Genomic DNA, 1,315 nt, shown 5'->3' with positions numbered 1-1,315 from the left:
CTTGAGTTCTAGTGGTCGTCGCAACACCCCAGCTCAAGGGGTGCGATGGACTTCGAGATTCGCGAGGACAGACGTGGTGGGGGCGGCCGTCGGCTGACGCGTGAACGGGAGGTATACCTCCAGCTCATGCGTCAGGGGTACAGCAGCAGAGAAGCCTGCCGGATTGTCGGGATCAACCTGCGAACCGGCAAGCGGTGGCGCAACGGTCACCACTCGCCGACCTATGGAAAGCCGAAGCCTCCCATCACCGTGGAGGCTTCGGCTTCCGGCCTGTCGCGGTACCTCCGGGAGGAGGACCGCATCCACATCGCCGACCGGCTGCGTGAGAAGGCATCCGTCCGGCAGATCGCGCGCGAGCTGGGCCGCAGCCCGTCGACCATCAGCCGGGAGATACGCCGCAACGGCATGCCGCTGCGCGGGGACGCCTCCCGCTGGGCCTACCGGCCGCACGCCGCCCACCGCCGCGCCGAGCAGCGCCGCCCGCGCCCCAAGCCGGGCAAGATCGGGCAGAACCCCGAGCTGCGGGACTTCATCCAGCACCACCTCGCACTACGCTGGAGCCCCGAGCAGATCTGCCAGGCTCTTCGGGCCCGTTTTCCCGACCGGCCGGAGATGCACGTGGTCCACGAGACGGTCTACCAGGCCCTCTACGTCCAGAGCCGCGGTGAACTACGCCGCGAGCTGACCCGCGCCCTGCGCACCGGACGAGCGATGCGCCGGCCGCACCGGCAGTCCTACAAGCGCCAGCCCCGCGCCATCAAAGACATGGTGATGATCAGCGAGCGGCCCGCCGAAGCCACCGACCGGGCCGTCCCCGGGCACTGGGAGGGCGACCTCATCATCGGCAAGGAAGGCAAGTCGGCCATCGCCACGCTCGTCGAACGCAGCACCCGCTACGTCCTCCTCGCGCCGCTGCCCAAGGACCACAGCGCGGCCAGCACCCGGGACGCCCTGATCGCGGCCGTCACGTCGCTTCCGCCGCACCTGAAGCAGTCCCTGACCTGGGACCAAGGCTCGGAGATGGCCGCGCACAAGGCGTTCACCCTCGCCACCGACATCCCGGTCTACTTCTGCGACCCAGCCAGTCCCTGGCAGCGCGGCTCGAACGAGAACACCAACGGCCTGCTGCGGCAGTACTTCCCGAAGGGCACCGACCTGACCCGGCACAGCCGGGAGCACCTGGACGCCGTCGCCGCCGAACTCAACAGCCGCCCACGCAAAACGCTCGGCTGGGAAACCCCAGCCGAGCGCCTCGCTAAGCTCCTGACCACAGCCAGTTGATCACTGTGTTGCAACGACCCCTGGAATTCGCCGT

General features: G+C 68.7%; 1 protein-coding gene. It reads left to right on the top strand.

Annotated elements, in window-relative coordinates; translation table 11 throughout:
- Window positions 1-45: 45 nt before the first annotated feature.
- The gene (locus ACTWQJ_RS51455) at window positions 46-1,281 is read left to right on the top strand and encodes an IS30 family transposase (RefSeq protein WP_443313211.1); all 1,236 of its coding nucleotides are present in this window, start codon (window positions 46-48) and stop codon (window positions 1,279-1,281) included.
- Window positions 1,282-1,315: the final 34 nt, after the last annotated feature.

Source organism: Streptomyces sp. KR55 (assembly GCF_052245645.1).
In the GTDB taxonomy this organism is placed as follows: Bacteria; Actinomycetota; Actinomycetes; order Streptomycetales; family Streptomycetaceae; genus Streptomyces; species Streptomyces flavusporus.
The sequence above is the reverse complement of the archived record's forward strand: the minus strand, read 5'-3'. Positions and strand labels throughout refer to the sequence as shown.